The organism is Runella sp. MFBS21 (genome assembly GCF_029433105.1).
GTDB lineage: Bacteria > Bacteroidota > Bacteroidia > Cytophagales > Spirosomataceae > Runella.
In genome coordinates, this window is sequence record NZ_JARNTW010000011.1 from 173368 (window position 1) to 187309 (window position 13942).

Genomic DNA, 13942 nt, shown 5'->3' on the forward strand with positions numbered 1-13942 from the left:
TTATGCCCTGACTCCGTTTTCTTGTAGCATCACCTTGATTTGGTTGACTATATCGATAGATGCTTCAATTTCTTCTTTTCTAATAGCTACACTCTCTATGTTGAAACCAAAAGGAACTTGGTTGGTTGTGCAAAAATCAATCAACTCTTTCGCAATTTGAAGTACCAAAGCTACCGATTCGGCCAAAATATTCTCAGAATTTAGTAAATTCTCTTTGACAGCCACAGGAAGGTGAATACCTAGCCATTCCATAAATTGGAGGGTTTTCTTCGAACCGCAGGCCGTAATCGTGAAAATCACCGTAGGTAATTGCCGCTGAGTTGACTGGCAAGTTTTGACCAAATCAATCAACATTTGTTTGGCATAATCTAAATCAAAAACGCACTGAGACACAAAAAAACTCACTCCTTGATTCATTTTGTCGAGCATTCGCTGGTCTTCATCTTTAAGCACCGCATGACGCTCTGGAATGGTCACCGCCCCAATGACGGATTCCTCACTAAACTCTCGCCAAATTTCGTAGGCTTCAGGTAAACTTGTAATAGGTTTAAAATCAGGTGATGGCACCCCCACAAAGACAGGATAAAACGAATTGTGTTTCAGATGACCAATCCATTGACGCAGTTCTTCTTTTGAAAATTTTCCTGCTGGACGGTAGATAATTTTGGGAATCTCTAGCGAGGTTAGGTAATTACGAGCAAAATCAAATGGATCCAAAGCGGCCAAAAAAGGAAAAGGACGCTCTTCTGTAGTACGCGTCGATTCATCTTGTACATCATAGATGATCAAGGCATCAATATCAAGATCAATAAGTCGAGCTAAAGTTTTTTCAGCAATGATGCTCACCTTTTCGGGAGGAGTTTCGGATTTTGGAGGAGTGATGCCGTACAATAAAAGTCCAGAGCTTTTGGTAGTAATTTTATCTAAAAACATAAAATCAAAATCAATTATTTAATGTCGCAAACATAACACTTGAAAGGATAATTTTGACTTCCAAACGATTGGATTTGCAAACCTTTGTTGTGATTAAGGGCAAAACCTAGTGGAAGCTACTTATCTGATAGGGATTGTTTTTTTGTGTTCATCTATTGCCACAAATGTAAAACTGCCCTTGATTGCCTTTTCGCGGTATTCTTCATACATATTTTCAACGTAGACCTCCACTAGCACTTGCATACTACTGCGACCGATGTGTTTTACAGAACCAATTAATTCTACAATAGTACCGTGAGGAATGGCTTTTTTGAAATCAATTTTGTCGGAGGAGACTGTCACAAATCTTTGTCTACTATAGCGAGTGGCAGTAATAAAAGCAATCTCATCCATCCATTGCATGGCTGTCCCACCAAAAAGCGTATCATAATGATTGGTGGTATGCGGAAAAACGGCCTTAAAAACATGCGTTTCGGCTTTCTGAATTCTTTCTTGTTGAGTCATTTGTGGGTTGTTTGGAATCTAAATGACAGATAATTGATGCTATTGAATGTCTATTAAACCTAAAATTAGATGGTATTGAAAGGACTCGAACAAAGGTATACTAAGAAGTAATATTTATCGTATATGTTTTAATAAAAAAGAAAATTACGTTTAATATATTTATTATATTAGATTATTTATCCTAATATTGGCAATAAAAAGACATTTTGTTTGAAGGTGATGTGACTTCTAAATGAGATTATGGAAAACATCATTTCTCTAAACTTAATTTTGTATTATTTTACCATTCAATTATGAAAATCCGATATTGAGATTATGATTATAAGGAAACGAGAAAACTGGATTCGAATGTTGTTTGTATGGCGAGGCTCTGTAGTGTCCAAAATCCTCCCTAGATTGTTTCTTCTGGCATTGTTTTCTGTGCTTATTTATCGCTATCACGGGTTTTTGTTCAGTTATAAAATTGCCTTAAATCCAGCTGCTTTTACGCTTGTGGGTATTGCCTTGGCTATTTTCTTAGGATTTTGTAACACCGCCGCTTATGAACGCTACTGGGAAGGTCGAAAACTATGGGGAGCATTGATGATTGACACAAGGTCTGTTGTGCGTCAAGTATTGGCTTATAGTAAAGCAGATTACCAACAAAAAGCGGAATTTGTACAGCTAGCCATTGCCTTTACTTATGCTTTAAAACATCAACTGCGAAAAACAGACCCTTCTGAAGATATTCATCGATTGCTTCCAAATGCACTAGCTGTGGAGTTGATAAAAGGTCAGTTTATACCTGTGTTAATTTTAAAAGAAATGGCGCAGTGGCTTGATTATCAACAGCAACAAGGGTACATCGACTCTATTACTAAAATGGGAATAGATCAAAACCTTGACAAACTTTCGGCTATAGTAGGCGGTTGTGAACGAATTAGCAATACACCCATTCCATTTCCTTATCATGTACTTTTACACCGTACAGTATACATTTATTGTTTTATGCTACCCTTTGGCTTGGTAGATAGTATAGGCTGGATGACCCCCGTCATGGTGACCTTTATTGCTTACACATTTATGGCCTTAGATGCCATTGTTGAAGAAATCAGCGAGCCATTTGGTACTGAACCCAACGACCTCGCACTCAATACAATGTGTCTGATGGTTGAGTGTTCGCTTTCTGAAATGGCGGGCTTGCCACTTCCTTCTTATGTCCCTTCTCAAGGGGCTGTTATTGACTAAGTTTAGGGGCTAAAAAAACCTTGAAAAGAAATGCCGCACGGCCATTTCTTTTCAAGGTTGCGTACCAATTGAACTTTGTAATAACCTATTGCAGAGCAAAAAAGGTTAATGAGTAATAAGCTTTTATTCTTCCAAAAAATCAAGGTCTTTGTTGTGAGTTTCGGCAATGGTCAAGGTCGAAACAATCCCAGTGATAAAACATAGCAGCCCTACCAAAGCTCCTGATTCGATGACACTAAACGAGCTTTTAAAGTAGGCAAATAAAGTGGTCATCAATACCACTGTCCCGCGTACCATGTTGGGAATGGTAGTGGCGGCAGTAGCGCGCAAATTAGTACCAAACTGCTCGGCACCAATCGTAACAAACATGGCCCAATAGCCGATTCCGAAACCCAGACAAAGCGTGAGTCCGTAAAATGTACTTGCTGATTGGATACCCCCAAACAAATAAATAAGGGTACATACCAATGTGAAGAGCATCAGAAGCAATACGGCTTTCTTGCGTGAACTCAACCAATGACTCAGCAATCCACTTACCAAATCGCCCGCTGATAGACCGATATAGCACCACATGATAGAAAGGCCAGGTTTGATAGGTTCGCTTATCGAAAGTGCTTTGCCAAATTCATTGCTAAAGGTGGCTAAAATCCCAATCACAAACCAAGTAGGGACGCCCATACCAATGCACTTTAAGTACCGCAACAAACGGTCTCGATTGGTAAATAAAGAAAAGAAATTGCCACGGGCTACGTGTTTTTGAGATTTGATGTTTTCGAAAACACCCGACTCAAAAACGCCAATACGTAACAATAATAGTGTGATTCCCATACCGCCCCCGATAAAATAAGCCGTACGCCAATCGAAAAACTCGACCGTAAAGTAAGCCACTACTGCACCTAATAAACCCACGCCGGCCACCAAGGAAGTACCAATGGCGCGGAGGTTTTTGGGTAGGATTTCGGAAACCAAGGTAATACCCGCGCCTAGCTCTCCCGCTAGCCCTATACCCGCAATAAAACGGAGCATCTTATACGTTTCGGGGGTTTGAACAAATCCACAAAGAATGTTGGCAATGGAGTAAGTGAGAATAGAACCAAAAAGAACGGAAAGGCGACCTTTTTTATCTCCTAAAACCCCCCATAAAATTCCGCCTAACAACAACCCCGTCATTTGCCAATTTAGAATGCTGGCACCCGTGGAAGATACTTCCGATTCTGAAAGACCGAGTGAACTTAAACTTGGAAGTCTGACAATTCCGAACAATAACAAATCGTATATATCAACAAAATAACCTAGAGCGGCTACAATGACAGGAATACTGAGAAGATGTTGGAGCGTTGTTTTTTGGTTGAGTGTCGTTTGCATTAGGATTGGTTTTGAATTCAATGTATTTTGTAAAAGGCAAAAGGTTGTCTTATAAAGACGAACTTCTCTTTAAAAACCCTTAAAGCCTTTTGGAAGAATTTTGGGAATACCGCTTACAAATGCCAAAAAAGGCATTTATAAGCCCCAAAAAGATACTTTTATTTTAGACCAGGCAGGTCAGAGTCGACGGTTATTTCGCCGTGGTTATTTTTAATTTGGGCCGAAAAACCTTCCCTTAATGAGACGTTTCCAAAAGTTTTGAGCGAAATCACCTTGCCCGCAATCGAATTGTTGATAAGCTCCAATGACCCCTCATAATCAAATGCACAACCATAAATGAGAAGGTTGGTTTTGAAATAATTCGTCATGGCTTTGTTGCTCAGAAACTTGATATTATTGTTTTTGATGGTCGAATTACTAATCGTGACCAAATCTACGGGAGTAGCAATCGACAGAAAAGGAATGGGCTTATCATGTAATACACGAACATTGTCAAAACTGAGTTTTTCTTGCAAAGGAATAGGCGCATTGGGGTAATAAGAACGGCTATATTTATCGTTGTCAAAGTGGATAGAAAGTCCGATACGAGGTTTTTCTAAGAATATATTCCGAAAAATGACATTGCGCACTCCTGCCGTATAAGTGACATCGTCTTGTACCACACCCCAGTTGATCCCATCCAAAACCATGCTACCTTTTTCGTGGGTGGGTTTGGTGTTGGAAATATACTTAGTACCGTCGGGTTTGGCTTGTACACGATAGATTTTTCCGTTGGCAATCACCGCATCCGACTGCTGTACTTCCATGCCCTCTTTCCAATCGGTCCAAGCCCCAGCCAATATTCGACAAAAATAACCGGTAGTGTTTTCGGCGTTGAGGTCATGACAATTTTCAATGAGGCCATTTTCTATCCATCCCAATTCTGGATTTCCGGTGGAGTAATCGTGGGCATTGAGCGCTACGGCGTCGTCGAAAGTCTGGAAAACACCATTTCGAATCGTAAAGCGCTTTCCACGGCCCAAATGCACCCCGTCTTTTTCTCCTTTGATAATGACATCATCGATGATAATATCCTCAAAAGTACATACATGAATGCCATATTGTGCTTTTCCCAAATCCAGACACCGAAAGCGTTCTATTTTGAGGTCTTTGACGTAAAAAAACGCCAGTTGTCCATGAAGTCCATAGGCTTCCACAAATTTCCGAACGTCCATTTTGTTGACCAAAATATGAAGCCCTCGAATCGTGATATTTTGGTCGTAAGTTTTGGTGGGAGCACCTTTATTGATAATAACGTGAGAAAAATCGCCTTTTTCGTTTACTTTTTGGATAAACACGTTATTACCAAAATCCAAAGTAGTATGGCTACCTACATAAACGGTGCCCGCTAATTTGTACGTACCAGGTTTACTCACAATCACCGTTCCGCCTTTATCAACGGCTTTTTGGAGAGCTACGGCATTTTTGGTACCACTTGCTTCGGGCGAAAATCCAAAGTCAGAAGCATTGATAAAACTTTTGGTCTGGGCAAATCCCTCACTTAGGATGCCTAGTAGGAGGGATATTACCCAAATAAAATCTTTTGTACTTTTCATATACCTAAAAGCTACACTTCTCCCCAACTTACTTCTTTGGGCAATCGATTGGTGAGGGCTGCTTTGGCGGCTACTCTGCCTGCTGCTTCGCCCATAGGGACGGCATTGCCAGTGACTCGATAACTCGCATGGGCAAAAAAATCGCCACTGATGCAGCGTCCTGCCATCATTAAGTTGTTGACATCTTTGGCTATCAGTGAGCGCAAAGGAATCTGATAAGGTTTCATTTTGACGCCGCTGTTGCTATATCCTCCTCCTTCACCTTTGATGAGCGAATGCACATCTACCGTAAATTTTACGTTACATACGCCGTCTTCAAATTGTGCCCCTTTGATTAAATCTTCTTTGGTGAGGGTATAAATACCATGAATACGCCGCCCTTCGCGAATGCCAATTTGCGCCGCAGTAGTCACAATCCGAACATTTGACCACATACCACCCAAACTTCGCAAACCTTCAATGATGCGGTTTACTTCATCGCGAGCTTCGATAGTGGCCTTGGTGATTCCGTCTGCATCTGTTGACGAAACATTGTACTGATGATTGACCATGAGTGCTACCATATCGGGGCGTATCACAAAAAACGAGGGCATGGTATAACTTGCATCGATACCTGTTTTTAAGATTTCGGCGTGTAATTTCCGTTTTCCTGGTTCGGTAGGCGAGCCATCTTTACCATTCCCTTTCACATAGCCTGCTTTCACCAAATCATTTTCGTGAAGTCCGCTTAAAATTACCATCAACGACATAGGCTGTACGCGACTCGTATTGGGTTCGCCTACGTCAAAACCGCAACCTGCCCGTGCAGCAAGTTCGCCATTGCCCGTGGTATCGATAAAAACTTTGGCTTTCCACGCTTCTCTACCCGAAAAACTTTCGGTGGTGATATAGTCTATTTTCTTGTTTTTGTTTTGATAAGCGGCCGTTACTCGCGTGTGTAGCCGCACCTCAACACCTGCTTCTTTGCACATTTGCTCGAGCGTCCATTTCATCAGCTCTGCGTCATATTTTTTGGCAGTGTACTGAGCATCAGAAGTATCAAGGCGTTCAATGATTTCTTTCATGATGCCGGGCTTGCCTTCATGGTCAATGATATTACTCAATAAACTGGCCGTCCAAACCCCTCCCAAACAACCGTGTAATTCGATGAGGGTGGTCTTGGCACCGCTACGCGCTGCACTCAAAGCCGCTCCCACACCAGCAGGCCCGCCACCACATACGATGACATCGGTTTCTCTCACGATAGGAATCTCCCGTAGGGGTTCTTTGACGGTTTTTTTATCGTCCAGAGGAGTATATTCGTTGGCCCATGAGGGCAAGGAGGCTAGTGCCGAAGCCGCACCAGCTTTGAGGAAATCTCTTCTTTTTGGCATGGGTTTATGGTTTTTGTTGGTAAAGAGCTTTTAAAAATTCGCCGCGTTTCCACGATTGGTTTTGGTACAAAGCAGCGGCTTTGGCTTGGTGAGTGGTGGGTAATTTTTTGATCCAATTTTTTGCTAAGGATTCGTCAAGGGTTTTTTCTGGTTCAATATTATGATAGCTCATTGCATCCGAATATTGCAATTTGTGAATAACACGCGGCTTGATTTGAATGTCTGCTAATGGGTATAAGTCATGAAAAAAGCCCTTCATTCCAAAATATTGAGCGGCCTCAAAATAAGGAGATTGATCTTCTATGTCGCTGATATAGATGAGTTTGGATTTTTGTTTCAACAAAAGAGACTGTAATTCAGGAATATTAACGGCTGTTACATTACCCCCATTTTTAAGACTCAAATGAGCGGCCAATCCTGCCGCTTGTCCTAAAGCCGACCAAGTAGGCTCAAGCCGAATACCGCAAAAACCTACATGACTCGACGAAATTGCAACTGGTACCAGCAGGTTTTCAAACTGATGGGGTAGCATCACACCATAAGGAATTTGGAATGGTTGGGGTGTAAAATTAAAATCCCCTTCGGTCATATCGGCATACAAAGGGCCTGGCGCCGAAACGCCGTGACAATTCAGAGAATAATTGCAGATTGCGACGGTGTTGGGGTTAAGTACGCTCCGTATCGAACTAGGCGCTTGATAAGTGTCTTTTTCGGTAAACACTATTTTGCCCATGATACGGCGGGCTTCGCGGATATAGAGTCGGTTGGGGAAGTTGTCGTTGTCCATAAATTCATCTTTAGCCAACCCCCACGCTTGCGCTTCTTTTCGAGCTTCGAGCGGAATACTCTCGTCGTTTTGTAAAAAGTAAATCATTCCCAAAATATGCGCTCGATGCTCTTGGATGATACGTGCTCTTGTTTCGGGGTTTCCGTCAGGATAATCATAATTTTCGCCTAAAGACGACATTCTTACAGGAGCATTTTTAATGTCATTAATGTCTGCTTTGCGATTGGCGATGGGCTGTACTCTGAGGATTCCGTCGGGGGTTTGAGTAAATATTTTTTTTACTTTTCCACTTTTAAAAACCGACGCAATAGGTAAGTATTTCTCACGATTGTAGTCAAGTGGTTTTTCCACTTTGCGACTGTTGGCGGCGGAGTCGGTCATGATGATACGGAAGTTGTAGGCTTGGACTTTTTTGTCACTTTCACCCGTACTTCCTGGAAGGATTTGTCCGCTTTTTGAGAAAATATGCCCCGCAAAACGCTCACAAAATTCTTCTCTTGATTCGCGACCGATACGATATTGAGCGCCTGCCGCTACGGCCAAATCCCCTTCGTAAGTAGCATCAATAAAAACTTTTCCTGAAATTGAAAGGGGTTTATTATCTACCAAATTAACAAAAGTCGCCGTTTGTATCTTGGTTTGCAATTGCTTCGTTTTGGTAGTAGCAACTTTCACAATCCGATGTTGGGTATAGACTTTAATAGAAGGAAGTTCAGCCAGCATTTGATTGAAAATCAGCAAAGTAACATGAGGCTCTGCATTGACTCCAAAGTAGCATTCTTTTACTTGGGTTGAGTTTTTGCCGTACTTGTTTTCGTAATAGGCCAACGCCCTAAATCGGTATTCGTTGAAGGTGCCGCTGAGTCCTTCTAAAGAGATAAAATCCGTAAACGACAAGCCGCCTGTCATCAGCCCGCCGACGTATTTGTACTCTTCTACCAAGGCTACGCTGTGCCCTTGTCGAGCGGCGTTGATTGCCGCAAAAATCCCTCCAGGAGTAGCTCCATAAATGACGATGTCGGCGCGGTTGGGCTGGGCAAAAAGGGATAGGGAAAACAATAAAAGGAAGACGATTTTTTTCATCAGTAACATGGGTTTTCACTGGGAAAAACCATCAAAGCTTTTCCCAGTGGATAGGTCAATTGTTTACAATTTTGCCCAAAACAAACGGGCATTGTCTTGATAAACTGTATTTTGATCCGACACTTGGGGCGCATTGGCATTGCGTGAAATTTCATCCACAGGATAGGGCAAACGTTTGGCTGTACCATCGGGGTCGTTGAGCGAGATAAGACCCGTACGACGGACGTCATTATACGCTTCCTGACTTTGAAAAACAAACAAGAAAATATACTTCTGATTGATGATATCCTTTAAAGTAAGTTTATCGGCTCCCATGAGTACTTTGGGTCGAGCGAGGTAGCTGTCGATTTGCGTACTTGTAAGAGTAGCAGCGGCATTGAAAATCGCTGCTTGACTCATCGCTGAGCGTACTGCTGCTTGATAAGCATCGTAGGCTTTTGTTTTGTCGCCTAGCCGCAATTGTGCTTCGGCTTCGATAAACTTTAGCTCTGGATAAGTCAGTAAGGGTAGGGGAGAAGGGCGATTTTGTAAATATAAAGGTTTGGAATAAAGCGTTCCGTTGAGGGTTACGTCGGTATTCCCTCGGCTTGTAGGAGGTGTAACTACTTTGTTGCCTATTTTGGTAAACCAAATATTGGCTCTAGGATCTGCTATCACCTCTTCGTTAGGTTCCAAGAATGATTTCATGGCGGTCACAATACCATCAGCAACCACAATCGTAGCGGCATTCATAAAATTGTTGGCGATAGGGTTCGCATTTTCAGGGTTGCTCTGATAGGCCGATACCGTAAAATTTTCGGTAGGTGCAAAGGCATTGTTGATAGCCAAAATGGCCTGATTGGCGCTTTCTTGCGCCGAAACATTGCTCAACCGATTGTGCAAACGGGCTTTCAGTCCCCAAGCTGTTTTTTTCCATAAGGTCATATTACCCTTAAAAACAAGGTCGTCATTGGCGGGGCGACTCGTAGCAGCCGATGCTTGATCGCATTTTTGAATGCCGCTATCTAGGAGTTTTTGCATTTCGCCATATAAGTCTTGGGCTTTATCAAAATTAGGTTGGATAATATCCTCTCTACTCGCCTCTTTGTAAGGAATATCGCCAAAAACATCCACCAAAAGAGACAAGGTATAAGCCGACATGATGTCGGCAATGGCCGAATACCCCGGACGCTGAAGTTTATCAGCTTTGTCGCGTACATCATTAAAATAGCGAATAGCCAAGAAGCCATTGTTCCAGATAGTTCCGCCACTGCCTACTTGTAATTTGGTAGCAGTATTGACGCCCGTAAAATTGGTATGCTCCGAAGTATAGCCCGAAAGAATAGAAACCGGACTCACCACCCGCTGGAAAGTAGTCATTTGGGCTGCTGGCAACAGGGTATTTAAAGGAGCGTCGGAGATGACATTTGGATTGGTATCGATTTTATTTAAAATGCTATCAGAACAAGCAGTGCTGACCAAAGCCAAAATAGTAGCAAAATATAGGGTCTTTTTCATCGAAAATCTTTTTTGAGTTGGACTAAAACTTCAACCGAATACCTCCGCCGAGGCTGCGGGTTTGGGGTTGTTGGTACCATTCAATACCTACTGAGTTGCCAGTACTTGCGCCCGATAATGTGCTGGTCATGTTTAATTCTGGGTCTACAAATGTCTTGGTAATCAGGAACAAGTTTCGTCCTGTTAAAAAGACACTTGCTCCTGACAAGCCAATTTTTTTGAAAACCGTTGTCGGTAAATCATAACTAAAGTTTACTTCTCTTAACCGCACAAAAGAAGCATCGTCGAGGTTGGCAGCTGTGATTGTATTGACCGCCGCCCAATAGGGATTGGTTTTGTAAATGGCAATATCGTTGTCGCCTTCAATGATCAAATCACTATTTACAAATCTCCCTTTCTTGCCAGGCATCACTTTTTGTTGGTCTCTATCGAGTGTTTCAACCGACAAACCACGCGTACGAGATTCGGCTTGAAGTTGTGAGAAAAACAATCCTCCCTTTCTCCAATCAATCTGGAAACCTAGCTGAAAAGATTTATAACGAAGGCTGTTAATAAAATTGAATTCAAAGTCAGGATTAGGCGTGCCCAAAATCTGGGAAACGGGATTTACCAAGGGAAAACCGTTGGCAGTGTTCATCACGCGCTGCCCCGAAGCAGGGTCGAGCTGATAAGTTGACCCAAAGAATGAAGGATATACTTGTCCTTTTTCGGCTACGAGTCGTACGGCCCCACTGGCATTAGAAAGTTCGATTCGGCTCAATCCACCAGGTAGCTCTTCAATAGTGGTTTTATATTTTGAAAAATTGATATTTAAGTCCCAATTGAAGTTCGGATTTTTGAGAGGAGTGATGCGTACCATTACCTCGTGTCCTCTCGAAAGCATTTTTCCAGCGTTGTTGACCTGACTACTAAAACCTGTAGAAGGTGGAAGCGGGATGCCGAAAATTTGCCCATCTGAAAGACTTCTAAAATAGGTATAATCAAAACTGATACGGTTTTTTAGAAAACGCAATTCTGCTCCTAGTTCTACACTGCGGGTATTTTCGGGGCGTAGTGTAGAACTAATGCTGGTACTGCTAGGCAAAAAACCAGCGACTCCATTGAGCGGAAATTGATAGCCCGGATTGGCTGCCGAATATCCCACTCCGTTCACAAAAAGCTGTCCCAACTGCCCCACTTCTGCATAATTGGCCCGAAGCTTCGCAAACGTAAATAGATTTTGTAAAGAAGGAACTGCTTCCGTGAGCACAAAACTTAAGCCAGCCGAAGGATACAAAAAAGAACGATTGCCAGAAGGTAAATTGGAAGCATAATCTTTTCTAGCCGAGAGGTTCAGGTAAAGCATCTCCTTGAATCCAAGGTTTACGTTGCCATAAAACCCAACTACTCTTTGGGCATTTTTACTGTTGTTTGATGTAATAGTAGTTCCATTGGCGATGCTGGGCCAATCACCCGATACAAGATTAGAGCTGTTGGTAGAGCTGTTGGCGCGTCTTATGTCAAAAAGCTCGTTTCCCACGATGGCATTAAGTACCAAATCAGACGTAAGATTGGTATCGTAGCTTAAGAAAAAATTGGAGTTCAACTGGCTTTCTTGTTGATTTTGAAGCACAAATTGCCCTCCGCTTGGCGGGGTGGTTCTCCCCGTCGGACCCGTACCCAATTCGTCATAACGCTCTAGTTTGGTATTAAAATTATCCAAACCTACCCGATAAGTAGCTTTTAAGCCTTTAGCCAACTGATATTCTAAAAATAAGTTGCCATACGTGCGGCTCGTGCGGCTATTTCTAAAATTGTTTTCAAGAATCCAATAAGGGTTGTTTTGAGCCGCCCTAAACAAAATTTGTTGATAAGGATTGGTAGCCGTTGCAAAGGGTTTGCCTTTTAAGTTGTAAGAAGCAGGCGTTTCGTACACTGTTCGGAAAAAGGCCACATTGCCTGCTTCGTCCGGAAAATCATCAACGTTGATGTCGGCGTAGTTGAGCGAAAACCCAATTTTAAATTTTGTAAAGGGAGTCATCATACCATTAAACTTTACATTGGTTCGTTGCAAACCCGTCTTGTCAATGACTCCTGTTTGGTCGGTTCGGCCAATCCCAATGGCATAGTTACCAAAACTCCCACCTTGAGCGATTTCAAGATTGTTGTTAAACGTACTTCCTACCCCAAAAAAATCATCCATATTTCGGTACGAAGCGGCTTGCTCTTGTTCGCCCAACAAATTGGTATAAGTACCGATAGAACTGATTTTTGGTCCAAAAGCAAACAGCGCATTTTGGTCAAAAACCCCGTTGTTTCCTTGGGCATATTCGTATTGAAGTTTTGGCAAAAAACTTACTTTGTCTTGGGCAAATTGTGATTCAAAAGTAATGACTGGCTTTCTGCTGGCATTTTTGCCACTTTTGGTGGTGATTACAATGACACCATTGGAGGCTCTCACCCCGTACAACGCCGCCGCTGCCGGTCCTTTCAGAATATCCATAGATTCGACATCCGAAGGATTGAAATCAATCGAACGACTTCCTGCCGCTACTGGCAAACCATCAATGACGTACAAAGGCTCGTTGGAACCCGTAATCGAACGAGAACCCCGGATATTGATTTGAGCCGGACGGCCTGGCATACCGCTACTCAATCGTACTTGAACGCCCGCCGCTTTGCCTTGGAGCGAATTTTGAATACTGGCATTCCCGACCGACGATAGCTGCTCTCCGCCAATTTTTTGCGAAGCATAGCCCAACGCTTTTTGTTCGCGTTTGATACCAAAAGCCGTTACTACTACTTCGTCGAGGGTTTTGGTATCAGCTTTGAGCGAAATATTGATTTGAGTCTGATTACCCACTTGAACCTCTTGTGGAAGGTATCCTACAAAAGAAAAAACCAAAAACACATCGCCATCAGGAATATCAATTTTATACTTCCCGTTAGGGTCGGTAGTAGTGCCTCGTTGTCGAGTAGTAGAACCCGTTTCTTTCACCAAAACGCTTACTCCGGGTAGGCCCATTCCAGTTTCGTCGGTGACAGTACCCGAAATACTTTGATCCACTGGCAAGATGATAGTCGGAAGTAAAGGCTCTTCTAGCAAGCCCACTTTAGCAGCTTCTTCTTTTCTTAATACAATCCGATTGCTGACCTGTATGTGACTAATGTTTAAAGGTTTAAGGATTTTTGTTAAAATATTGGAGAGTGTTTCGTTGGTCGCATTTACCGAAACATTTTGATTAAGGTTCAAAGTCCTAGAGTTAAAGGAGAACTTAACCTGTGCCGATTTTTCGAGCGATTTGAGAACTTGCCCAAGGGGTAAGTCAGATGCATGAATCGATACTTTGCGTTCAAGCATTTCTTGCCCTTTGACGGGAGTTGCCAAGGTAATACCCGAAAAAAGAATAGCTATGAAGATTTGTAAAAGGGACGTTTGCACGATTCTATACAATAACCGTTTGTGGGTCAATGTTTTTTTCATACTTTTGAATTGTTTTAGTTGGTACTATTTACGGTGGTATTGGCAAAAGCAAGCCCCTTACCCTTAGCAGAGGGTATGTCTACGAAACATAGCAGGGGAAACCTTTGAGCGTCGA

Annotated in this window: 9 protein-coding genes; 1 reads left to right on the plus strand and 8 read right to left on the minus strand. The window is 42.5% G+C overall.

Annotated elements, in window-relative coordinates; translation table 11 throughout:
- On the minus strand, nucleotides 1-933 hold the full coding sequence (locus P1X15_RS20305; RefSeq protein ID WP_277339966.1) for a methylenetetrahydrofolate reductase: 933 nt from the start codon (nucleotides 931-933) through the stop codon (nucleotides 1-3).
- Nucleotides 934-1053: 120 nt separating this feature from the next.
- The gene (locus tag P1X15_RS20310; protein ID WP_277339967.1) at nucleotides 1054-1437 is read right to left on the minus strand and encodes an acyl-CoA thioesterase; all 384 of its coding nucleotides are present in this window, start codon (nucleotides 1435-1437) and stop codon (nucleotides 1054-1056) included.
- Between the two features lie 315 nt (nucleotides 1438-1752).
- On the opposite strand from P1X15_RS20310, the gene P1X15_RS20315 reads away from it, so the two are divergent.
- Nucleotides 1753-2664, plus strand: coding sequence for a bestrophin family protein (locus P1X15_RS20315; RefSeq protein WP_277339968.1), 912 nt, complete (start codon nucleotides 1753-1755; stop codon nucleotides 2662-2664).
- A gap of 123 nt (nucleotides 2665-2787) precedes the next feature.
- Here the strand turns inward: P1X15_RS20315 and P1X15_RS20320 are convergent, their stop codons facing one another.
- From P1X15_RS20320 to P1X15_RS20345, 6 genes are all read right to left on the minus strand, one after another.
- Nucleotides 2788-4029 carry an MFS transporter gene (locus P1X15_RS20320; RefSeq protein ID WP_277339969.1) on the minus strand — a complete coding sequence of 414 codons (1242 nt, stop codon included), beginning with the start codon at nucleotides 4027-4029 and terminating at the stop codon, nucleotides 2788-2790.
- A gap of 158 nt (nucleotides 4030-4187) precedes the next feature.
- Entirely contained in the window at nucleotides 4188-5624 is a 1437-nt protein-coding gene (locus P1X15_RS20325) for a hypothetical protein (protein WP_277339970.1), read from the minus strand.
- 11 nt (nucleotides 5625-5635) lie between these two features.
- Complete coding sequence (locus P1X15_RS20330) at nucleotides 5636-6997, minus strand: FAD-dependent oxidoreductase (protein ID WP_277339971.1); 1362 nt, start codon at nucleotides 6995-6997, stop codon at nucleotides 5636-5638.
- Nucleotides 6998-7001: 4 nt separating this feature from the next.
- Entirely contained in the window at nucleotides 7002-8867 is a 1866-nt protein-coding gene (locus P1X15_RS20335) for an FAD-dependent oxidoreductase (RefSeq protein ID WP_277339972.1), read from the minus strand.
- Nucleotides 8868-8930: 63 nt separating this feature from the next.
- Complete coding sequence (locus P1X15_RS20340) at nucleotides 8931-10364, minus strand: SusD/RagB family nutrient-binding outer membrane lipoprotein (protein ID WP_277339973.1); 1434 nt, start codon at nucleotides 10362-10364, stop codon at nucleotides 8931-8933.
- A gap of 22 nt (nucleotides 10365-10386) precedes the next feature.
- On the minus strand, nucleotides 10387-13827 hold the full coding sequence (locus P1X15_RS20345) for a SusC/RagA family TonB-linked outer membrane protein (protein WP_277339974.1): 3441 nt from the start codon (nucleotides 13825-13827) through the stop codon (nucleotides 10387-10389).
- Nucleotides 13828-13942 lie beyond the last annotated feature (115 nt).

What these genes read in the sequence shown, in the direction of transcription:
- P1X15_RS20330 (WP_277339971.1), bottom strand. Translation starts at nt 6,997, where the DNA reads ATGCCAAAAAGAAGAGATTTCCTCAAAGCTGGTGCGGCTTCGGCACTA.
- P1X15_RS20320 (WP_277339969.1), bottom strand. Translation starts at nt 4,029, where the DNA reads ATGCAAACGACACTCAACCAAAAAACAACGCTCCAACATCTTCTCAGT.
- P1X15_RS20340 (WP_277339973.1), bottom strand. Translation starts at nt 10,364, where the DNA reads ATGAAAAAGACCCTATATTTTGCTACTATTTTGGCTTTGGTCAGCACT.
- P1X15_RS20335 (WP_277339972.1), bottom strand. Translation starts at nt 8,867, where the DNA reads ATGAAAAAAATCGTCTTCCTTTTATTGTTTTCCCTATCCCTTTTTGCC.
- P1X15_RS20325 (WP_277339970.1), bottom strand. Translation starts at nt 5,624, where the DNA reads ATGAAAAGTACAAAAGATTTTATTTGGGTAATATCCCTCCTACTAGGC.
- P1X15_RS20305 (WP_277339966.1), bottom strand. Translation starts at nt 933, where the DNA reads ATGTTTTTAGATAAAATTACTACCAAAAGCTCTGGACTTTTATTGTAC.
- P1X15_RS20310 (WP_277339967.1), bottom strand. Translation starts at nt 1,437, where the DNA reads ATGACTCAACAAGAAAGAATTCAGAAAGCCGAAACGCATGTTTTTAAG.
- P1X15_RS20345 (WP_277339974.1), bottom strand. Translation starts at nt 13,827, where the DNA reads ATGAAAAAAACATTGACCCACAAACGGTTATTGTATAGAATCGTGCAA.
- P1X15_RS20315 (WP_277339968.1), top strand. Translation starts at nt 1,753, where the DNA reads ATGATTATAAGGAAACGAGAAAACTGGATTCGAATGTTGTTTGTATGG.